Origin of the sequence: Bradyrhizobium sp. JR4.3 (assembly GCF_040547695.1) — a bacterium.
In the GTDB taxonomy this organism is placed as follows: Bacteria; Pseudomonadota; Alphaproteobacteria; order Rhizobiales; family Xanthobacteraceae; genus Bradyrhizobium; species Bradyrhizobium canariense.
This window is the reverse complement of record NZ_JBEPQF010000017.1, coordinates 92,124-112,390: the sequence shown is the minus strand read 5'-3', so window position 1 is coordinate 112,390 and position 20,267 is coordinate 92,124. Positions and strand designations below refer to the sequence as shown.

General features: G+C 63.7%; 22 protein-coding genes. 6 read left to right on the top strand and 16 right to left on the bottom strand.

The annotated features are described in order from the left end of the window. Positions 1–12: 12 nt before the first annotated feature. Both ABIB91_RS25270 and ABIB91_RS25265 read left to right on the top strand, forming a co-directional pair. Positions 13–1,290, top strand: a complete 1,278-nt coding sequence (locus tag ABIB91_RS25270) for a YeaH/YhbH family protein (RefSeq protein WP_198288307.1) — start codon at positions 13–15, stop codon at positions 1,288–1,290. After that, on the top strand, positions 1,287–2,822 hold the full coding sequence (locus tag ABIB91_RS25265) for a SpoVR family protein (RefSeq protein ID WP_007595700.1): 1,536 nt from the start codon (positions 1,287–1,289) through the stop codon (positions 2,820–2,822). The genes ABIB91_RS25270 and ABIB91_RS25265 overlap by 4 nt, the downstream gene beginning before the upstream one ends. A gap of 222 nt (positions 2,823–3,044) precedes the next feature. On the opposite strand, the gene ABIB91_RS25260 is transcribed toward ABIB91_RS25265, so the two are convergent. The 6 genes from ABIB91_RS25260 to ABIB91_RS25235 form a co-directional block, all read right to left on the bottom strand. Next, a complete protein-coding gene (locus ABIB91_RS25260; protein ID WP_354127281.1) occupies positions 3,045–3,491 on the bottom strand; it encodes a DUF1801 domain-containing protein in 447 nt (148 codons plus the stop codon). A 2-nt stretch (positions 3,492–3,493) separates the two neighbouring features. Further along, positions 3,494–3,712: a hypothetical protein gene (locus ABIB91_RS25255; RefSeq protein ID WP_354168248.1), complete on the bottom strand. Its 219-nt coding sequence runs from the start codon at positions 3,710–3,712 to the stop codon at positions 3,494–3,496. A 44-nt stretch (positions 3,713–3,756) separates the two neighbouring features. Continuing rightward, positions 3,757–4,188: an SRPBCC family protein gene (locus tag ABIB91_RS25250; protein WP_354168246.1), complete on the bottom strand. Its 432-nt coding sequence runs from the start codon at positions 4,186–4,188 to the stop codon at positions 3,757–3,759. Then, positions 4,185–4,511, bottom strand: coding sequence for an ArsR/SmtB family transcription factor (locus ABIB91_RS25245; protein ID WP_354168244.1), 327 nt, complete (start codon positions 4,509–4,511; stop codon positions 4,185–4,187). The genes ABIB91_RS25250 and ABIB91_RS25245 overlap by 4 nt, the downstream gene beginning before the upstream one ends. Positions 4,512–4,727: 216 nt before the next feature. Further along, positions 4,728–5,177, bottom strand: a complete 450-nt coding sequence (locus ABIB91_RS25240; protein WP_354168242.1) for a DsrE family protein — start codon at positions 5,175–5,177, stop codon at positions 4,728–4,730. A 31-nt stretch (positions 5,178–5,208) separates the two neighbouring features. After that, the gene (locus ABIB91_RS25235) at positions 5,209–5,829 is read right to left on the bottom strand and encodes a hypothetical protein (protein ID WP_354168240.1); all 621 of its coding nucleotides are present in this window, start codon (positions 5,827–5,829) and stop codon (positions 5,209–5,211) included. Positions 5,830–6,133: 304 nt separating this feature from the next. On the opposite strand from ABIB91_RS25235, the gene ABIB91_RS25230 reads away from it, so the two are divergent. Together ABIB91_RS25230 and ABIB91_RS25225 are read left to right on the top strand one after the other, a co-directional pair. Continuing rightward, the gene (locus tag ABIB91_RS25230) at positions 6,134–7,684 is read left to right on the top strand and encodes an SUMF1/EgtB/PvdO family nonheme iron enzyme (protein ID WP_354168238.1); all 1,551 of its coding nucleotides are present in this window, start codon (positions 6,134–6,136) and stop codon (positions 7,682–7,684) included. A gap of 17 nt (positions 7,685–7,701) precedes the next feature. After that, positions 7,702–8,145, top strand: a complete 444-nt coding sequence (locus tag ABIB91_RS25225; protein WP_354168236.1) for a DUF4399 domain-containing protein — start codon at positions 7,702–7,704, stop codon at positions 8,143–8,145. Between the two features lie 3 nt (positions 8,146–8,148). Here ABIB91_RS25225 and ABIB91_RS25220 read toward each other — a convergent pair whose 3' ends face one another. The 10 genes from ABIB91_RS25220 to pqqA form a co-directional block, all read right to left on the bottom strand. Then, positions 8,149–9,204, bottom strand: a complete 1,056-nt coding sequence (locus ABIB91_RS25220) for a 2-oxoacid:ferredoxin oxidoreductase subunit beta (protein WP_007595686.1) — start codon at positions 9,202–9,204, stop codon at positions 8,149–8,151. Further along, positions 9,201–11,048: a 2-oxoacid:acceptor oxidoreductase subunit alpha gene (locus ABIB91_RS25215; RefSeq protein ID WP_007595684.1), complete on the bottom strand. Its 1,848-nt coding sequence runs from the start codon at positions 11,046–11,048 to the stop codon at positions 9,201–9,203. Before ABIB91_RS25215 ends, ABIB91_RS25220 begins: the two co-directional genes overlap by 4 nt. Beyond that, entirely contained in the window at positions 11,018–12,817 is a 1,800-nt protein-coding gene (locus tag ABIB91_RS25210; RefSeq protein ID WP_354168233.1) for an FAD-dependent oxidoreductase, read from the bottom strand. Before ABIB91_RS25210 ends, ABIB91_RS25215 begins: the two co-directional genes overlap by 31 nt. A gap of 228 nt (positions 12,818–13,045) precedes the next feature. Further along, positions 13,046–13,723 (bottom strand): hypothetical protein, encoded by a 678-nt coding sequence (locus ABIB91_RS25205; protein ID WP_354168231.1) that lies wholly within the window; start codon positions 13,721–13,723, stop codon positions 13,046–13,048. Positions 13,724–13,738: 15 nt separating this feature from the next. Then, the gene (pip, locus tag ABIB91_RS25200) at positions 13,739–14,722 is read right to left on the bottom strand and encodes a prolyl aminopeptidase (protein WP_354168229.1); all 984 of its coding nucleotides are present in this window, start codon (positions 14,720–14,722) and stop codon (positions 13,739–13,741) included. Beyond that, complete coding sequence (gene pqqE, locus ABIB91_RS25195) at positions 14,715–15,914, bottom strand: pyrroloquinoline quinone biosynthesis protein PqqE (protein WP_354168227.1); 1,200 nt, start codon at positions 15,912–15,914, stop codon at positions 14,715–14,717. Before pqqE ends, pip begins: the two co-directional genes overlap by 8 nt. Then, the gene (gene pqqD, locus ABIB91_RS25190; protein ID WP_354168225.1) at positions 15,911–16,222 is read right to left on the bottom strand and encodes a pyrroloquinoline quinone biosynthesis peptide chaperone PqqD; all 312 of its coding nucleotides are present in this window, start codon (positions 16,220–16,222) and stop codon (positions 15,911–15,913) included. Before pqqD ends, pqqE begins: the two co-directional genes overlap by 4 nt. Positions 16,223–16,232: 10 nt before the next feature. Beyond that, entirely contained in the window at positions 16,233–17,000 is a 768-nt protein-coding gene (gene pqqC, locus ABIB91_RS25185; RefSeq protein WP_502917016.1) for a pyrroloquinoline-quinone synthase PqqC, read from the bottom strand. Positions 17,001–17,020: 20 nt separating this feature from the next. Beyond that, positions 17,021–17,950, bottom strand: a complete 930-nt coding sequence (gene pqqB / locus ABIB91_RS25180; protein ID WP_354168221.1) for a pyrroloquinoline quinone biosynthesis protein PqqB — start codon at positions 17,948–17,950, stop codon at positions 17,021–17,023. 118 nt (positions 17,951–18,068) lie between these two features. Next, positions 18,069–18,149: a pyrroloquinoline quinone precursor peptide PqqA gene (gene pqqA, locus ABIB91_RS25175; RefSeq protein ID WP_007595659.1), complete on the bottom strand. Its 81-nt coding sequence runs from the start codon at positions 18,147–18,149 to the stop codon at positions 18,069–18,071. 249 nt (positions 18,150–18,398) lie between these two features. Here pqqA and ABIB91_RS25170 point away from each other — a divergent pair, with 249 nt between their 5' ends. Then, the gene (locus tag ABIB91_RS25170; RefSeq protein ID WP_007595657.1) at positions 18,399–18,656 is read left to right on the top strand and encodes a DUF6894 family protein; all 258 of its coding nucleotides are present in this window, start codon (positions 18,399–18,401) and stop codon (positions 18,654–18,656) included. 208 nt (positions 18,657–18,864) lie between these two features. Beyond that, positions 18,865–20,265: an amidase family protein gene (locus ABIB91_RS25165; RefSeq protein WP_354168219.1), complete on the top strand. Its 1,401-nt coding sequence runs from the start codon at positions 18,865–18,867 to the stop codon at positions 20,263–20,265. Positions 20,266–20,267: the final 2 nt, after the last annotated feature.

The window sequence follows — 20,267 nt, the reverse complement described above, 5'->3', positions numbered from 1 at the left end:
GGAAAAGTGCCGATTCACATTATTGACAGGCGCCTGAATCCAGGCGGCAAGAGTCTCGAGAACCGGCAGCGGTTCTTGCGTCGGGCCAAATCCCTGGTGCAGGGCGCCGTCAAGAAGACCTCGCAGGAACGCGACATCAAGGACGTCCTGGAGGGTGGCGAGGTCACCATTCCGCTCGACGGCATGCATGAGCCGCGTTTCCGCCGCGACGGCGGAACGCGCGACATGGTGTTGCCCGGGAACAAGAAGTTCATCGAGGGCGACTACCTCCAGCGCTCGGGCCAGGGCAGCGCCAAGGATTCCGGACCGGGCGAAGGCGACAGCGAGGACGCCTTCCGTTTCGTGCTCAGCCGCGACGAATTCGTCGATCTCTTTCTCGACGATCTCGAATTGCCCGACCTTGCCAAGCGCAAGATCGCGCACACCGAGAGCGAGGGCATCCAGCGCGCCGGCTACACCACGTCGGGCTCGCCATCCAACATCTCGGTGAGCCGGACGGTTCGGCGCGCACTGGCGCGCCGTATCGCGCTCAAGCGTCCCAGCAAGGAGGAGATCGAAGAGCTGGAAGCCGCCATCGCCGCCTGCGCGGACGAGGACGAGCGTCTGGTGCTGATGGCCCAGCTCGAAAAACTGAAGGCGAAGTCCAAGCGCATTCCCTTCATCGATCCGCTCGATATCCGCTACCGCCGCTTCGAGACGGTGCCCAAGCCCGTTGCCCAGGCCGTGATGTTCTGCCTGATGGACGTGTCGGGCTCGATGTCCGAGCACATGAAGGATCTCGCCAAGCGCTTCTACATGCTGCTCTACGTGTTCCTGAAGCGCCGCTACAAGCATGTCGACATCGTCTTCATCCGCCACACCGATCGCGCCGAGGAGGTGGACGAGCAGACCTTCTTCTACGGCCCGGCTTCCGGCGGCACGCTGGTCTCCAGCGCGCTGCAGGCGATGCACGAGATCGTGCGCGAACGCTTCAGCCCGTCGGACTGGAATATCTACGCCGCCCAAGCCTCCGACGGCGACAATTCCTATTCCGACGGCGAGCTCGCGGGCATGCTGCTGACCGACAAGATCCTGCCGGTCTGCCAGTTCTTTGCCTATCTCGAGGTCGGCGAGTCCGGCGGCAGCGCTTTCGATCTGTCCGACTCCTCGCTCTGGACTCTCTACGAGCGCCTGCGCAACAGCGGCGCACCGCTCTCGATGCGCAAGGTCAGCGAGCGCAGCGAGATTTTTCCGGTGTTCCACGATCTGTTTCAGCGCCGCGACACTGCCCAGGAGAAAGCCGCTCCATGACAGAACGCTTGTTCGAAGGCGCCGATTGGGATTTTCACACCTTGCAGCGCATCACGGATGCCTGCGAGGAGGTGGCGACGAAAGATCTCGGGCTCGACGTCTATCCGAACCAGATCGAAGTCATCACCGCCGAGCAGATGCTGGACGCCTATTCGTCGGTCGGCATGCCGCTGTTCTACAAGCACTGGTCATTCGGAAAGCACTTTGCGTATCACGAGGCCTCATACCGCAAGGGCCTGATGGGACTTGCCTATGAGATCGTGATCAACTCCTCGCCTTGCATCTCCTACCTGATGGAGGAGAACACGGCGACGATGCAGACCCTGGTGATCGCGCACGCCGCCTTCGGCCACAACCACTTCTTCAAGAACAACTATCTTTTCAAGCAGTGGACCGACGCCGACGGCATCCTGGACTATCTGGATTTCGCCAAGAACTACGTCATGCAATGCGAGGATCGCTACGGCCGCGTCGAGGTCGAGCGCACCCTCGATGCCGCGCATGCGCTGATGTCGCATGGGATCGACCGCTATCCCGGCAAGAAGAAGCTCGATCTCCGCGCCGAAGAGAAGCGGGCAGGGCGCCGCCGCCAGCATGAGGAGGAGGTCTTCAACGACCTCTGGCGCACCGTGCCGGCGGGAAAGAGCAAGACCCGGTCCGCGCTCAGCGTCGAACGGCGCCGCAAGCTGCTCGGCCTGCCGCAGGAAAACCTGCTGTACTTCCTCGAGAAGAGCGCGCCCCGGCTGGCGCCATGGCAGCGCGAGCTGTTGCGCATCGTCCGCCACATCGCGCAGTATTTTTATCCGCAGAGCCAGACCAAGGTGATGAACGAGGGGACGGCGACCTACGTCCACTATCGCATCATGACCAAGCTGCATCAGCAGGGCCGCATCAGCGACGGCAATTTTCTCGAATTCCTGCAGTCGCACACCAACGTCGTGTTCCAGCCCGAATTCGACGACCAGCGCTTTTCCGGCTTCAATCCCTATGCGCTCGGCTTCGCCATGATGCAGGACATCGAGCGCATCGTCACCAGGCCGGAAGACGAGGACCGCGAGTGGTTCCCGGACATCGCCGGCAAGAACGACGTGATGGGCGTGCTGCGCGACGTGTGGGCCAACTACCGCGACGAGAGTTTCATCGCCCAATTCCTGAGTCCGAAGCTGATGCGGCATCTCCGCATGTTCCACCTGCATGACGATCCCGAGGAGCGCGCCGGCATCCGGGTCGACGCCATTCACGACGAGCGCGGCTTCCGCCGCGTCCGGCGCGAGCTGGCACGGCAGCACGATGTCGGCTACATCGACGCGAATATCGAGGTGGTCGACGTCGATCTCTCCGGCGACCGGCGGCTGATCCTGCATCACCATGTCATCAAGGGCGCGCAGCTCAACGAGACCGACGCCAAGCGCGTGCTCCAGCATCTGGCCGATCTCTGGACCTACGACGTCGCACTGATCGAGGTCGATTCCAACGACAAGGTGCTGCGCGAATACGTCGTGAGCCCGCGCCCGATCTCCGCGGTGGCCTGAGGGCGGGGCAGCTTCCGGAGCGCGACGAGATTAGCCTTGTGGCTTCTGCCAGGGAGGTGCGCTCCCTCCCCCGCTTGGAGGGGTGGGGAGAGGGTGTCTCCGCAGCGGGATTCCCCCAGAGGATAGAGCCCTCACCCGGCTACGCGCCGACCTCTCCCGCAAGCGGGAGAGGTTGCAGCCAGTCCGCGGCTGCTAAAGCGATCAACGTGAATCAATCGTGCTCTAAGTCGATCGCTTCTTCGCCGGCTTCTTCTTGGCTTTCGACGCATTCAGCTCCACTGCCGCGCGGATCAGCGCCTTCAACGCCTTCTCGTTGATCTTGTCGCCTTCGCGAATATCGATCGCGCGGCGCACGTTGCCGTCGAGGCTCGAGTTGAACAGGCCGGCGGGATCGTCCAGCGCGGCGCCCTTGGCAAAGGTCATCTTCACCACGGCCTTGTAGGTCTCGCCGGTGCAGATGATGCCGTCGTGCTCCCACACCGGAACGCCGCGCCACTTCCATTCCTCGACGACATCAGGGTCGGCCTCCTTGATCAGGCCGCGGATTCGCCCGAGCATGTCGCCGCGCCAGTCGCCGAGCTCCTTGATCCTGCCGTCGATCATCCTGGATGGCGAAGCGCCATTCGTCTTCATCGCGCTGCTGGTTTTCGCGGTCACGGCCTTCTTCATGCTCACGCCTCTTGTCGGGCGCCGCGGCCGCGGCCGAGATATGGCAGCGCGAACATGTAGAGCCCGGTCGCAAGCAACGGGATCAATGGGACGAAGGCGAGCAAGCCGATCCACGTCGCCTGGACTTGCAGCGTCAGGGCGACGATGTTGGCGATGACGGCAAGCGTGAAAGCGATCGACAGCCAGCGATGGATCTGCCGAATCCACATATTTCCGGTCAATGAAACCTCCTCTTGAGATGATCGAATGAAGGCCGGCGGCCGAGCTAGTCTGCCCTTGCCAGCAGTTCGTCCAACTTGGCGAGAAACTGCTTCCAGCCGGCATGCGCGCCGCCAAAAGCCTGCTTCTGCGTCGGGCTGAAGCCCGCTTGCTCGACGCGCAGATGCGTGCCCGCGCCCGCCGGCGTCAGCGTGAAGGTCACGACGCTCTTGAGATCGAACGCCGCGTCGTCATGCGAGAAATTCCAGGTGTAGGCGAGCGTCTTCTGCGGCTCGATGGTGAGGACCTCGCAGTCCAGCACGCCGCCCCACTCGCCGCGAAGGTTGAAGCGATGGCCCACGCTCGGCTTGAAGTCGTTCTTCATCAGCCATTCCTCGATCAGATGTGGCTGCGTCAGCGCGCGCCAGATCCGCTCTGCTGGAAAGGCAAATTCGCGCTCGACGACGACAGATCGGATTTCGGTCGCGGATTCGTTCATTGGTCCATCCTCGTTAGGAGATCGTCGAGCGCATCGAGCCGGTTCTGCCAGAACCCGGCCATCTGGCTGGTCCAGTCGATCAGCGGATTGAGCGCGCCGGGCTGTGCGCTGTAATGCGTCTGCCGCCCTTGATGCCGGTCGCGCACCAGGCCAGCCTGCTTCAGCGCACCGAGATGTTTTGAGACCGCCGGCTGGGACACGCCCGACAGTGCCGTCAGGGCCCCGACCGTCTGTTCGCCCTCGCGGCACAATCGCTCGAAGATCGCCCGACGGGTGGGGTCGGCGAGCGTCCTGAACAGAAGGTCGTGAGCGGCGGCGGGCATGTAATCCATAACCTGTAAGTTATGGGTATATTCATAACCGCATGGTTATGGGTAAGTCAAGCGCGTTGCGAGCGTGTGGTCCTCGCTCGCGCAACCCGCTCCGCCGTCATTGCGAGGAGCCCTTGCGACGAAGCAATCCAGTCTGCCTCCGTGGAGGGACTGGATTGCTTCGCTGCGCTCGCAATGACGGACAATGTAGCGGCGCCTCCCGCGCCCCTACGGCCGCAGATAGAGATAACCCTGCGACTGGAGCTCGGCCAAACGGACCACGCCGCCCTTCTCCGCGCTGACGAAGCCCGGCAAGAGATCCGCGAGGGTGACGTTCTGCGCCTTCATCGTGTTGCCGCAGGCGGCAAGCTCGACGCCATCCTTGGAGAAATCGCCGACGCGCTTGCTGATGTCAGGGTTGGCCTGCGCCGAGTGAAACGCCTTCAGCGCCGGCCCGTGGATCACCAGCGCGATCGTCACATGCTCGGGGCCGCCGACGCCCTCGATGTGGTTCTGGATGTTGCCGAGGACGAAATTGACCTTCTCGGCATCGCTCAGATGATAGACCACCTTCAGCTTGTTGCCCGTGCCGGCGTCCGTCGCGGCCTTTGCGCTGGAGGCGCCAAGCGCCGCGCCCAGGCCTGAGACGGCGCTCCACAACATGTTCCGGCGGTTCATGACGATCTCCCTCGATTGCGCCGGACGCATATCATTTGTGGCGGAGCGCGGCGAGTTCCTTGCGGTCGGTCACGAGCGAGGCGCATTCCTTATTGTCCGTTCGATCCAGGCGGAAAATCCCGTCGTCGGCGCCGGCGACCAGTGACAGTTCGGCATCCTCATCCGGCTTGTTGTTCTGCCAAACCCTGACCCGCGCCAGCCGCACGATCGCCGATTTGTCGTCGTTTGCGAGCGCGACGCCGATGCCGCCGCCCTCGCAGTCGACGCCGCAGCCGAGGCGGATTTCGGTGCCGTCCTTGGTGAACACGGTGTGATGACAGGAGCCGCTGGAATCGAAGTCGCCCGAGCGGTGACGATACTTAAAACCGAGGCGGAAGGAATTGTGGAGCTGCTTGTCTTCGGTGTCCATCTCCGCCGAGATCAGCAGCTTCATCGCGGCGACCTTCTGCTTCGGATGACGCGCCAGGTGCTCGGCATCGTAGCGCCGCACGAAGCAGGCATAGGCCTTATTGGCGGGTGCGCCGGCATACATGCGCGCGTTGAAGGTCTCGGCTTCGGCCTTGCTGGCCTCACGGATATCGTCGGCCTCCTCGGCGTGGGCCGCGCCGGCGAAGGCGGCGAGGAAGACGGCAGCAACGAGAAAAAACTTCATGATGGCCTCGCGTGCAGCAACTGAGCTGTACTTTAGACGCGAACCCGGTGCGACGCGTTCATGGTTCGCACATCAATGACACGAGCATCGCAGGGCGGAGCGAGGTGATTAGTTCCACGCGGGGCGTTAGTCATCGGTGGGGTCATAAAGGTTCATTCGATGTAACGCCTTCGCCTTTCGGAAATCGACTCCTGCGATCCCCACGGACATTGCCCGATTTCGTCGATGTGATAGCCTTCACAGACGATCGCCTTTGGCAGTCGTAGGTTGGGGTCTGCCTTTGTAAGTTTGTGGAGTCCCCGCAATGGGCGAAATTCGCAACTTCAGATCCGGGAATGACGAGCCGCCTTCGCACGGCCCTATGCCTCGTCGCCTCGCGGCCATCATTGTCGGTGACATCGCTTCCTACAGCCGCCTGATGCAGGCCGACGAGGAGGGCACGCACGTCCGCGTCAAGCGGATCGAGCGGGATCTCATCCAGCCCAGCATCGTCGAGCACAATGGAAGTCTGGTGAAGACGACGGGCGATGGCTTCATCGCGATTTTCGACAGTCCGGTCGAGGCCGTCCGATGCAGCATCGTCATCCAGCAGAATCTCATCGGCCGCAACGCCTCGCTTCCGAAGGACACCCGGATCGAGTACCGGATTGGCGTCAATCTCGGTGATGTCATCGTGGAGCCGGACGACGTCTACGGCGACGGCGTCAACATCGCCACGCGCATCGAGGGCATCGCCGAGCCAGGCCAGGTCTTTATCTCCGGCGCGATCTACGAGCAGATCAAGCACAAGGTCGTGTGCGGTTACGAGTCGCTCGGGGACCGTAAGGTCAAGAACATCACCGATCCCGTGCGCGTCTATAAAGTGCTGCCGGATGCAGACGCGGTCGGCAGGACGCGGGGGCGGCGCGAGAATACTCTGATCTTTCTCCTGGGTATCACGCTGTCGGTGATTGCCGCCGGTGTGCTGTGGTATCTGCTGGCTCAGACACCGGGCAGGGTGAGCGAGCAGGCCACCGGGCCCACCGCTTCTCCCACCGCTTCGCCTGCCGCATCACCGAGCCCGCAGCCTCCGTCGCGCGAAGCAGCGCCGCAGACGCCGCAGCCTTCTCCCTCGTCGGCTTCGTCATCTCCGTCGCCCGCTCCCGCGCCGAGTCAATCGGCAAGTCAATCGGCCATTCCCGTCCGCGAACCCGAGATGGTCGCCATTCGCGGCGGCAGCTTTGCGATGGGAAGCAATGACGACCCGACCGAGCGTCCTGTCCATCAGGTGACGGTCAAGCCGTTCTCGATCGGAAAATATCCGGTAACCGTGCAGGAATGGAACGAGTGCGCTGCTGCAAAGGCGTGCGGCTTCACGGCGATCGGCAAGGACGATGCGCCGGTCAGCAATGCGAGCTGGACCGACGCGCAGCAATATGCGGCCTATCTCGCTCAGGCGACGAAGAAGACTTATCGGCTTCCGAGCGAAGCCGAATGGGAATATGCCGCGCGGGGCGGAACGCAGACCAAATATTGGTGGGGCGACAAGCTGCAGCCGGGCATGGCCGGTTGCAAGGATTGCGGTGATCTCGCGGCCGAGCAGCCGGCGAAGGTCGGCAGCTTCAGGCCTAATCCGTTCGGGCTCCACGACATGGGCGGCGGTGTCGATCAATGGGTCGAGGACTGCTGGCACAAGACCTATCAGGGCGCGCCCGGCGACGGCTCGGCATGGAGCAGCGGGGACTGCAGCGCTCATGTCCTGCGCTCGGGCTCCTGGAAGAACGATTCGAGATATGTGCGGCCGTCCAACCGCGATGGCTACGACACCAACGTTCGTTATCCGACGCACGGATTCCGCGTGGCGCTCAGCCCTTAAGTGGAGGAGTTGGTTTGATGCAGATCCTTCGTTGCGTCGCGCTGGCGGCGGCGCTCGCATTGCTCCCGGGGGGGGCCTTTTCGCAGGGCAAGGCAGCGCCCAAGGACGCCAAGCTCTATTTCATCACCCCGCATGACGGGCAGAAGGTCCGCGGCGGATTCTGGGTCCGGTTCGGCTTGCGCAACATGGGAGTGACCCATGCCGGCGACGAGTATCAGAACGCCGGTCATCATCATTTGCTGATCGACGTCAACGACCCCATCGATCCCAAGGAGCCGATCCTGCAGGACAAGTCGCATCTGCATTTCGGGGCAGGGCAGACCGAAACGCTTCTCGAGCTTCCGCCCGGGACGCATACGCTCCAACTCGTGCTGGGCGATGCCAAGCACTATCCGTTCGAGCCGCCCATCGTGTCGGAGAAGATCACCATACGCGTCCGGCAGCCGGCTGCGGCGCGGTAGCGATCACCGCAGGCTGGCGTTGAACTTGTCCAGCATCGCCGAGCCCGGGCAGAGCGTGTCCGCTTCCAGCGTGTTGAGCGGCGTCTCGACCGTGTTGAGATGCTCGTGCAGATCTTCCGCGTCGGGATCGACGTAGAGCAGCCCCGTGACGATCTGTCCCTTTGCGGCGTGCTTTTGCAGGAAGGTCTGGGCGCCGAGCCGGTCGTGCGGATCGTAGTCGGCATCGATCTTGCGCAGCGCGATCCTGCTGCCGTCATGCTGCTCGACCATTTGCACCGTGCCCGGTGCGTAATCCACCGCAATCGGATCGCGGCCGACCAGCACGTCGAGCCGGTTCACCGCGTCATTGTGCTCGCGAACATAGTCGAAGCTCTTGGTCGAGCCGGCGTGATTGTTGAAGGCGATGCAGGGGCTGATGACGTCGATGAACGACGCGCCCTTGTGGCGGATCGCGGCCGCGATCAGCGGCACGAGCTGGGTCTTGTCGCCGGAGAACGAGCGCGCGACGAAAGTCGCCCCCAACTGCAGCGCGATGGCGACGAGGTCGATGGCGTTGTCGGTGTTGGTGACGCCCTTCTTGGACTTCGAGCCGCGGTCGGCGGTCGCCGAGAACTGGCCCTTGGTCAGGCCGTAGACGCCGTTGTTCTCGACGATATAGGTCATGTTCACCCCGCGCCGGATCGAATGGGCGAACTGGCCGAAGCCGATCGAGGCGGAATCGCCGTCGCCGGAGACACCGAGATAGATCAGGTCGCGATTGGCGAGATTGGCGCCGGTCAGGACGCTGGGCATGCGGCCGTGCACGGAGTTGAAGCCGTGCGAATTGCCGAGGAAGTAGTCCGGCGTCTTCGACGAGCAGCCGATGCCCGAGATCTTCGCAACCCGGTGCGGCTCGATCGAAAGCTCATAGCAGGCCTCGATGATCGAGGCCGTGATCGAGTCATGGCCACAGCCGGCGCACAGCGTCGAGATCTTGCCTTCGTAGTCGCGATGGGTGTAGCCGAGCTCGTTCTTCTTCAGCCCGGGATGGTGGAATTTCGGCTTTGCAATGTAGGTCATGACACGGCCTTGCGGAGCGGGGTCACCTTGAGGTGATCCTGGTGGTCGCCGATGGCTTTTGCGATGAAGCGGGCGGTGATCGGCGAGCCGTCGTAGTGCACGATCGGCACCAGCCGCACCGGGTCGATGCCGTTTTCGTTGACGATGAGCTGGCGCAGCTGGCTGTCGCGGTTCTGCTCGACCACGTAGACGAAATCGTGCTCCGCGAGGAAGCTCGCCACGCTGGAGTGGAACGGGAAGGCGCGGATGCGCAGGCGATCGAGCTGATGGCCTCGTGCCTCCAACAATCCGATCGCCTCGTCCATCGCCGGCGTAGTCGAACCGAAATAGATCACGCCGTATTTGGTCGGCCGTTCCGCATTAGCCTGAAGCGGCCGCGGCACCAAATCCTGCGCGGTCTCGAACTTGCGCATCAGCCGCTGCATGTTGTCGGCGTAGACCGAGCCTTCTTCGGAGTAACGCGCATAGCGGTCGCGCGACGTGCCGCGGGTAAAATATGAGCCCTTGGTCGGATGCGTGCCGGGATAGGTTCGGTAGGGAATGCCGTCGCCGTCGACGTCGAGATAGCGGCCGAAGTCGCGGCCTTCCTCCAGCATCTCCGAAGTCATCACCTTGCCGCGGTCATATTGCTTGGCGTCGTCCCACTTCAAGGGACGGCAGAGCCGGTGGTTCATGCCGATGTCGAGGTCGAGCATCAGGAAGATGGTGGTCTGGAGCCGCTCGGCGAGATCGAAGGCCGCGGCCGCGAACTCGAACGCCTCGGCGGGATCCTCAGGGAACAGCAGCACATGCTTGGTGTCGCCATGCGAAGCATAGGCGCAGGCGATGATGTCGCATTGCTGGGTCCGGGTCGGCATGCCGGTCGAGGGACCGGCGCGCTGGATGTTCATGATCACGGCCGGGATTTCGGCGAAATATGACAGGCCGATGAACTCGGTCATCAGCGAGATGCCGGGGCCGGAGGTTGCGGTGAAGGCGCGCGCGCCGTTCCAGGAGGCGCCGATCACGATGCCGATCGAAGCGAGCTCGTCCTCGCCCTGCACGATGGCGTATTTCGCCTTGCCGGTTTCCGGATCGTGCCGGTACTTCTTGCAGTGGGCGGTGAAAGCCTCGGCCACGGACGAGGACGGCGTGATCGGATACCAGGCGCACACCGTGGCGCCGCCATAGACGGCGCCGAGCGCGGCGGCGCTGTTGCCCTCGATGAAGATGCGGTCGCCGACCTTGTCGGACTTCTTCACCCGCAGCCCGGTCGGACATTTCAGGTTTTGCAGCGCCCAGTCGCGGCCGAGATGCAGCGCGTGGACGTTGGACGAGAGCAGCTTCTCCTTGCCCTTGTACTGCTCGCCGATCAGCTGCTCGATCAGCTTCGGATCCATGTCGAGCAGCGCCGAGAGCGCCCCGAGATAGATGATGTTCTTGAACAGCTGGCGCTGGCGCGGATCGGTATAGGTCGAGTTGGTGATCGCGGTCAGGGGGACCCCGATCACGGTGATGTCGTCGCGGAATTTGGTCGACGGCATCGGCTTGGTGGAATCGTAGAACAGATAGCCGCCGGGCTCGATGCCGGCGACGTCCTTGTCCCAGGTCTGCGGGTTCATCGCCACCATCATGTCGACGCCGCCGCGGGCGCCGAGATGGCCCTGTTCGGTCACCCGCACCTCGTACCAGGTCGGCAGGCCCTGGATGTTGGAGGGGAAGATGTTACGAGGGCTCACCGGAACGCCATGGCGCAGAATCGCGCGCGCAAACATCTCGTTGGCGCTGGCCGAGCCCGATCCGTTGACGTTGGCGAAGCGGACGACGAAGTCGTTTACGCTGCTGATCGGCTTTTTGTCGGACATGCTGAACCTGCGTGAGTCATCTCGATCAAATATTTCTGCATGTCCCAGGCGCCGGTGGGACAGCGCTCGGCACACAGCCCGCAATGCAGGCAGACATCCTCGTCCTTGATCATCACGCGCCCGGTCTTGAGGTCGCTCGAGACATAGAGATCCTGGTCCGGATGCAGCGAGGGCGCTTTCAGGCGCTGACGGAGATCGCCTTCCTCGCCATTGTCGGTAAAGGTGATGCAGTCCATCGGACAGATGTCGACGCAGGCGTCGCACTCGATGCAGAGCGAGGTCGAGAACACGGTCTGGACGTCGCAGTTCAGGCAGCGCTCGGCCTCGCCCAGCGCCAGCTTGACGTCGTAGCCGAGCTCGACCTCCGTGCGGATGTCCTTCAGCGCGATCACCTTGTCGCGATGCGGCACCTTGTAGCGCTTGTCGTTGGAGATGTCGTTGTCATAGCTCCATTCGTGGATGCCCATCTTCTGCGAGGAGATGTGCACCTCCGGCAATGGACGCTCGGTGACGTCCTCGCCCGAGAGCATCTTGTGGATCGACAGCGCGGCATCATGGCCCTGCGCCACCGCCCAGATGATATTCTTCGGCCCGAACGCGGCGTCGCCGCCGAAGAATACTTTCGGGTTGGTCGAGACGAAGGTTTGCGGATCGACCTTGGGCATGTGCCATTTGTCGAACTTGATCCCGCAGTCCTGCTCGATCCAGGGAAAGGCGTTCTCCTGGCCGACCGCGACCAGCACGTCGTCGCATTCGATGGTTTGGTCCGGCTCGCCCGAGGGCACGAGGTTGCGGCGGCCCTTGGCGTCGTATTCGGCCTTCACCTTCTGGAAGGTGATGCCGGTGAGCTTGCCGTTGTCGTGGACGAAGGCTGTGGGCACGAGGAAGTTGAGGATCGGGATGTCTTCGTGGAGCGCGTCTTCCTTCTCCCAGGGCGAGGCCTTCATTTCCTCGAAGCCGGAGCGCACGACGACCTTCACCTCTTCGCCGCCGAGGCGACGCGCGGTGCGGCAGCAATCCATCGCGGTGTTGCCGCCGCCGAGCACGATGACGCGCTTGCCGATCTTGTCGGTATGGCCGAACGAGACCGAGGACAGCCAGTCGATGCCGATATGGACGTTGGCGGCTGCTTCCTTGCGTCCGGGGATGTCGAGCTCGCGTCCGCGCGGTGCGCCGGAGCCGACGAAGATCGCGTCATACTTCTCCGCGAGCAGCGCCTTCATGCTTTCGATGCGGTGGCCGCCCTTGAAGTCAACGCCGAGACCCAGGATGTAGCCGGTCTCCTCGTCGATGACTGAATCCGGCAGGCGAAATTTCGGGATCTGCGAGCGCATCATGCCGCCGGCTCGTGGATCGCCGTCGAACACCGTGCAGTGATAGCCGAGCGGTGCGAGATCGCGCGCAACCGTCAGCGAAGCGGGACCGCCACCGACGAAGGCGACGCGCTTGCCGTTCTTGGCCGAGGGCCGCGGCAGGCGTTGGGTGATGTCGTCCTTGAAGTCGGCGGCGACGCGCTTCAGGCGGCAGATCGCGACCGGGGTCTCCTCGACGCGTCCGCGGCGGCACGCCGGCTCGCATGGACGATCGCAGGTGCGTCCCAGAATTCCGGGAAACACGTTCGATTTCCAGTTGATCATATAGGCGTCGCTGTAGCGGCCTTGAGCGATCAGTCGGATGTATTCGGGAACGGGGGTGTGCGCAGGACAGGCCCATTGGCAATCGACCACTTTGTGAAAGTAGTCGGGGGCCGCAATGTCGGTCGGTTTCATTCCTACCCTGTCCGCGCAGGCTCAAAGACCCGGCGGCCTTTTCTTGAGCTTGGCGAACGCTAACGCGCGGCGATCTGGTTTCTGAATGACGTCATTGGGTTAGCTTATTAGAACCGCTCCGAAGTACAACGGCAAATTTGGGTGATCACCGGCTTTCATGGGAGCCCAGCGCGCACATCATTAATTGCCGCGCGCAGTATGCGGCGGTGCAACATATTGCGATGCGTCTTAGTTGCGCGCGATGTCGCTCTTCGCGAGGTCCCACATCAGGCTGTAGGTGCCGACCGACACGGGAAGCGGGAATGGCGAGGCGGCAGGGCCGGTGAAGCGCGCGGCGATCACGGCCGAGACCGCGCCGACATGCGTGCCGTCGATCAGCACGAACCAGTCGCGTGCGCCTTCGTTGCGCACTGCCGGAATGTCCGCGGTCGCGCCCGACAATTCCGGCTCGCTTTCGAGCAGATGCATGGAGATGATGCCGTCGTGTTTTTCAGGCGCCAGCCGTTCTTGCAGTGCGTCACGCCACGCGGCCGCATTGTCCGGCGTCGGCCGCAGCCGCACGAGGCCGAGCGCCGCGCCTCGGCCGGTGCCGTTGCTGATCGTGATGCGGGCGACCACGCGCAGCATGTCCTTGAAATGCGCCATGCTGCGCCGCGACCATTCGGTCTGATTGGCGAGCCGCGCCCGGTAGGCGGGACTGTCGAGCACGTCGAGCGTCGCGGTCGAATACAGCGAGAGGTATTTGGGATTGGCAGCGTGCGCGACATAGCGCCGCGCCTCCAGAAAACCCTCGATCGCAACGCGCTCTTCCAGATGCTCGCGATCGTACCATCGATTGAAATCGGCTTCATCTGAAACGTCGATATTCATCGACGTCAGCAGCATGCTTTTTCCAGCGAGTGGCATTTTCTTGTTGTCCCGCTATCGAGAAATCTTCGAAGCGATATCCGCGATCGACTTCATGACCGCGTCTCGCACGCCGGTATCATAGAGCGAATGGCCGGCTTCTTCCACGATGCGAATCTCGGAACCCGGCCACGCTTTCGCTAGCCGCTCGGATGTCTCGGGAGGGCACAACAGATCGTAGCGGCCTTGGACGATGATGCCGGGAATGCCGTCGAGCTTGCCGGCGTTCCGCAACAACTGGTTCTCCGTCATGAAGCTGTCGTGAATGAAATAATGCGCCTCCATGAACGGTGTCGCCGGCAATGTGCGCCAGACGTTCAGCGACGCCAGGTCCAGCCGGGTCTTTGCCGCCTTGTGCTCGGACAAGGCGCGCTCGGTATCGTACCAGGCGCGCGAGGCCGGGCCATGCACGGCCGGATCGGGATCGAGGATGCGGCGATAATAGGCTTCCACCGGCCGCGCGCGCTCCTCGAGCGGCAGCACGCTCAGAAAATCCTCGTAGAGCGCGGGGTAGAATTGCGACAGGCGCGAGGTGAAGGCGATCTCGACTTCAGCACGCGTGCCGAGAAACGTCGCGCGGAGCGCAATCCCGGAAACGCGCTCGGGATGCGCCTGCGCATAAGCCAGCGCCAGCGTCGCGCCCCAGGATCCGCCGACCACCATCCAGCGCGCGACCCCGAATTTCTCGCGGATTTTTTCCATGTCCGCGATCAGATGCTGCGTGGTGTTGTGCTGGCGCGATCCCTTCGGCCGGCTGCGGCCGCAGCCGCGCTGGTCGAACAGCACGGTATGGAAACGGTCGGGATCAAACAGCCGGCGGTGGTCGGGCTGGCAGCCGCTGCCGGGGCCGCCATGCAGGTAGACCGCGGGGATTCCGTCGGTGCGGCCGACGCTCTCGACATAGAGCTCGTGGCCGTCGCCGACGTCGAGCGTTTCGGAGGTCAGCGGCGCAAAGGGATCGGTGCGCTTGACTGAGCTGGCCGCGTCGGCGTCAGGCATCGTTCCCGGATTCCAGAGTGCCGCCGGCGAAATTGCGGTAGATGAAGCGGTTGGTGTCGCCCTCGGCCTCGCGCTCGGCCTGCTTGAAGATGGTCTCGTGCAGCGGCGACAGCGCACAGGCCGGATCGGTGTTGGCGGCGTCACCGGTCAGCGCAAAGGCCTGGCAGCGGCAGCCGCCGAAATCGATCTCGCGGAATTCGCAACTCTTGCACGGTTCCTTCATCCAGCCGGTGCCGCGATAGCGGTTGAAGGCCTCCGAGTTCTGCCAGATCCATGCGATCGAATGGTTGGAGCGCACGGATTCGAAGTCCAGCCCGGTGATGCTCTCGGCGGCGTGGCAGGGCAGCACCTTGCCGGCCGGCGAAATGTTGAAGAACTGCCGGCCCCAGCCGCCCATGCACTTCTTCGGCCGCAGCGCGTAGTAATCGGGCACGACATAGTCGATCGTCAGCCGGCCCTTCAGCCGCTCGCGCGCGTCCTCGACGATACGGGTGCACTCGTCGAGCTGCGCCACCGTCGGCATCAGCGCGGCGCGGTTCCTCAGCGCCCAGCCGTAATATTGGACATTGGCGACCTCGAGCCGGTCGGCGTCGAGATCGATCGACATCTGGATGATATCAGGCAGCTGGTGCAGGTTCTGCCGGTGCATCACCGCGTTCACGGTGAGCGGCAAATCGAGATCGCGCGTCCATTTTGCCACTTCGAGCTTCTTGCGATGCCCGTTTTTGTAACCGCCGACGCGATCGGCGAGGGCTTCTTCAACGCCCTGGAAGCTGATCTGCACGTGGCAGAGCCCGGCATCGGCCAGCTCGCTCAGCCGCTCGCGCGTCAGCAGCACGGCCGAGGTGATGAGGTTGGTGTAGAGGCCGACGTCGCTGGCATGCTTGACCAGTTCGACCAGATCCTTGCGCGCGGTCGGTTCGCCGCCGGAGAAATGCACCTGGAGCACGCCGATCTCGGCGAGCTCGCTCAGGACTTTCTTCCATTCCTCGGTGGTCAGCTCCTTGCCCGAGCGGTCGAGCTCGACCGGGTTGGAGCAATAGGGACATTGCAGCGGGCAGCGGTGGGTGATCTCGAGCAGCACGGCGAGCGGAATGCCGAACGTCTCCGCCGTCGAGCGGCTCTTCTCCAGCACCGCGAGGCTGTCACTGGCGTCGGGCGGAATGGTGGGATTGCCGAGCACATCGCTCATGACGTCTTCTCCCGGGCCTCCGTGAGAAAGCCCTTGTCGGCGAGATCCTGCAGCATGACGATGACGTCGGCCAGGATCGCCTCTCGCGGCGCGGCGTATTTTGCCGCGAGCTGGTCGGACATGTCGCCGACATTGCGCTCGCCGTCGCAGAGCTGCAAGACCTCGACCGCGATCTCGTCCGGCGCCAGCACGCGTTCGGGCGCCAGGATCACCCAGACTTTTCGCGTCTCGTCATATTTCAGCTTGGCGTGCCGCGGCAGCACCGGCCGGCTGGTCTCGCTGACGCTGATGTGACGCGGCCCGGCCATCGGTTGTTCCTCAGCTCGCTTTTTGGTGTTCTTGGGGCACGAACGCGCCCGGCGGAATGTGGCCCTCGACATAGGCGTGTTGGAGCGCGTCGAGCTGCACCCATAGCACGTTGGTCTTGAAGATCAGCGCGTTGCAGACCGACGCGCGTTGCTCGGGCGTGGTGGCGTGCGCCTTGACATAGTCGAGCGCAAACCCGGCGTCGCGCGGCGCCTGTGCCAGGCGGCGCTTGAAGTAGCTCATGGTGTCAGGATTGACGAAGTCATAGTGCTCCAGCATGCCGGCAATGCGCTCCTCGTGCAGGTTCGGCGCGAACAATTCGGTGAGCGAGGAGGCGATTGCCTCCAGCGGCGACTTCTCGCGGCAATAGTGGACATAGGCTTCGACCGCGAAGCGCGTCGCGGGCAGGATGCCCTCGGTCGATTCCACATAAGCCGTGTCCAGCCCGAGGCCGTCGGTCAGCTTCAGCCAGCGCTCGATCCCGCCTTCGGAGCCGATATCGCCGTCATGGTCCTCGATGCGGTGGCGCCATTCCACGCGCGTGGCGCGGTCGCGGAAGCGCGAGATCACCACCGCGTCCTTGATCGGGATGGTGCTCTGATAATAGTAGCGGTTCAGGGCCCAGGCCTGGACCTGGCCCTTGTTCAGCTTGCCGCCGTGCAGCAGTCTATGGAACGGATGCAGGCTGTGATAGCGCGTCGCACCGATATGGCGCAGCGTCGCCTCCAGCTCCTCGGCGCTAGTGAGCCTGATGTCCTTGCCGATCGAGAGCGCGGTCATTCCAGTCAGTGACGCGGCATTCACAGCACGATCTCCGTTCCGTCAGCGGGTATCTGCCAGCCCGCCGCTTCAGCGGCCTTGCGCTCGGGGGATGCGGGCAGCAGTGCCGGGTTCGAGTTATTGATATGCAGAAATATCTTCCTGTCGAGTGTGAGGTCGGCAAGCCGCGCGATGGCGCCGTGGTCACCGGACATCGCGACGTGGCCCATGCTCTTGCCGGTCTTGTGGCCGAGCCCAGCCTTGATCATCTCGTCGTCCTGCCACACCGTGCCGTCGAAGAACACCAGCGAAGCGCCGTCGATCTCGGCCTTGAGCGCGTCGGTGACCTCGGCGCAGGCGGCGATGAAATAGAAGCATTTGCCGGTCGCTTTGTCGGTGATCTTCAGCCCCAGCGTATCGCCCTCGCCGGTGTCGCCGCCCGGATGCGCCTTGCCTTCCAGGTACCAGGCCGATTTGCCCGAGACCGCGAAGGGCCGCACCTCAAGTCCTGAGCGCGCCCCGTCCGGCAGCCGCGGCTCGAACGGCTCGTTGATGCCGACCGGCAGGCGCTGCACGTTCTTCTCGTTCAGCACGTTGAAGATGCTGTTGGCCTTCAGGATCGCCAGCACCTTCTCATGCGCATAGACCGCGAAGGGCGAGCCCTCGCGCATCGACAGCAGGCCTGCCACCGCGTCCACTTCGCTGTTGGTCAGGATCACGCCTGCGATCGGCGTATGGCGCAGCGCGCCTGCCTTCGGATGCAGCTGTGGCGTCGCATTCAATTGCTGGCGGAGGTCGGGGGAGGCGTTGATCAAGAACCAGTGCTCGCCGTCGCCAGTGAAGGCGACCGAGGCTTGGGTCCGTTGCAGCTCTTGGCCGTTATCACGGGCCGTCCGGCAGCCCTCGCAGCCGCAATTCCATTGCGGCACTCCGCCGCCGGCTGCGGCGCCCAGGACGACGACGCGAAGCATGATCCGTCTCCTGGAGGCAATGTCGCGAGGTGGACCTCACGCCAACACAAATCCTGTCTTCCGGACATGCATCGTGACCGAAAGATCCACCTGCGCAGAACGCGAACTCACCAACCGCTTACTTGCGGGTAGCGCTCACATACATGTTGATTTCCATGCCACAGGGCACTTCGACGATCTTCGGGGCTTTCCAGGCCATTTCGGCTCTCCATTTTCGAGATTTCGGACGTATCCGCCCGAGGCTAAGTTACTGCGAGCACAAAAGTTCGCCAGTGAAATTTTCCCGAGGACGGGCATATTGCGCCGCGAAAAAAGCGTGGGGAACAGTACTTTCTGGTGATGCGGCCCTGCGCTCGGCGCATTCGGTCGCGAACCCTGTCCTGATAAAGCAGTTGTGAGTGCAGTGCAGCTTTCAATCCGGTACAGGCGACCCAACTGGAACTTCGTGATGCCCAGATATTTCTTCAACACCCGTATCGGCAACGAACTGATCGTGGATCCTGAGGGAGAGGATCTGCGCAATCCCGACCGTGCCTGGGAGGTTGCCCGCCAGATGATTCTGGAGGTGCTGAGATCGGAAGGCACCCAGCCGGCCCTGCTTGAGGCCGTGATCGAAGTTACCGACCGCGAAGGCGAGATCGTGCTCGAATTCCCCTTCACCGAGGCATTGCTGGACATCCCGGACCAGTCCGCCACCCGGCATTAGAGGTCCGCCGCTCTTTCCCCGTCATTGCGAGGAGCCCTTGCGGCGAAGCAATCCAGACTGCTTCCGCGGAGGCACTCTGGATTGCTTCGCTTCGCTCGCAATGACGGCGAATGAGGCGTCACCCGGCTCTCGCCCTTCGCCCCTGCGAAATCCGCATGGCTTTGCCGCGTTCCCGGGGCTAAAAGACGCCGGTTAAACGGAGCAAGCCATGCAAGATCTCTGGCGCCTGTCGGCCGCCGACCTCGCCACCCTCGTCAAAACCAAAAAGGTCTCCGCCAGGCAGGCCGCGCAGGCCGGCCTCGCCCGGCTCGACGCCGTCAATCCCCAGCTCAACGCCGTGATCGACCACCGGCCCGAGGACGTGCTCAAGCAGGCCGACGCCGTCGATGCCGCCATCGCCAGGGGCGAGGACCCAGGCCCTCTCGCCGGCGTGCCCGTCACCATCAAGGCCAATGTCGACCAGGAGGGCTTTGCCACCACCAACGGCCTCAAGCTCCAGCGCGACCTGATCGCGCGCGAGGACAATCCGGTGGTCGCCAATTTCCGCAAAGCCGGCGCCGTTCTGCTTGGGCGCACCAATTGCCCGGCCTTCTCCTATCGCTGGTTCACCACCAATCTGGTCCATGGCGACACCAAGAACCCCCGCGATGCCTCGCTCACGCCGGGCGGCTCGTCCGGCGGCGCCGGTTCGGCGGTCGCGGCCGGCATCGGCCATATCGCCCATGGCACCGACATTGCGGGCTCGATCCGCTATCCCGCCTATGCCTGCGGCGTGCATGGCCTGCGCCCGACGCTCGGCCGCATCCCCGCCTTCAATCCGGCCCTGCCGGAGCGTCCGATCGGGCCGCAGATCATGGCGGTGTCGGGGCCGCTGGCGCGCACCGTCAACGACATCAGGATTTCGCTCGCGGCCATGTCGGCCCGCGACATCCGCGATCCCTGGTTCGTGCCCGCGCCGCTGGAAGGCCCCGCGCGGCCGAAGCGCGCCGCGCTGTGTCTCAATCCGGACGGCCTTGCGACCACACCGGAGGTGAAGGCAGCCGTGACCGATGCCGGCAAGCGCCTGGAGCGTGCGGGCTGGACGGTCGATGTGATCGAGAACACGCCGCCGATGCGCGAAGCGGTCGAGTGGCAGATCAAGCTCTGGCTCGGCGACGGCTATGAGGCGCAGCTCGAGATGGCCGAGCGTGAGGGCGATCCCGGTGCGCTGGCGTGCCTGCGCGGCAACCGCGCCAGGGTCACGCCGATGGACCAGGCGAATTACGCCAAGGCATTGACCCGCCGCGCCACGCTGACCCGCGACTGGATGCTGTTCTTCGAGACCTATGCCGTGCTGCTGACACCGGTCTCCGGCGAGCTGCCGTTCCCGGATCATCTCGACCGCAAGGACGAGGAATCCTTTAAGCGGGTCTGGGAAGCGCAACTGCCGCAGATCGCCACTCCCTTCATGGGCCTGCCGGGCCTCGTGGTCTCCACCGGCCTCGTCGGCAAGGCGCCGGTCGGCGTGCACATCGTGTCCGGCCGCTATCGCGAGGATCTCTGTCTGCTCGCAGGCGAGGCGATCGAGGCGGGCGGCGTGCCGCCGTCGCCGATCGATCCCGTGGGTTAGCG